The sequence below is a fragment of the Dactylosporangium aurantiacum genome (genome assembly GCF_000716715.1).
Classification (GTDB): domain Bacteria; phylum Actinomycetota; class Actinomycetes; order Mycobacteriales; family Micromonosporaceae; genus Dactylosporangium; species Dactylosporangium aurantiacum.
The window spans coordinates 1-202 of the sequence record NZ_JNYJ01000226.1 but is presented as its reverse complement, the minus strand read 5'-3'; the positions used below and the strand labels follow the sequence as shown (position 1 = coordinate 202).

Annotated in this window: 1 protein-coding gene; it reads right to left on the bottom strand. The window is 69.3% G+C overall.

The annotated features are described in order from the left end of the window. A partial coding sequence (locus OP18_RS51025) for a flagellin N-terminal helical domain-containing protein (protein WP_033368100.1) occupies positions 1–189 on the bottom strand: 189 nt, incomplete at its 3' end. Positions 190–202: the final 13 nt, after the last annotated feature.

Here is a 202-nt window from a genome sequence, read left to right as displayed (position 1 = left end):
GAGCGCGCCTTCAGCGGTCTGCACGACCGAGATGCCGTCCTGCGCGTTGCGCACGGCGACCTTGAGGCCACCGATCTGCGAGCGCAGGCCCTCGCTGATGGACAGGCCGGCCGCGTCGTCCGCCGCCCGGTTGATGCGGTAGCCGGAGGAGAGCTTCTCCAGCGACTTGCTCATCTGGCTGTCGGTCACCGACAGGTTCCGG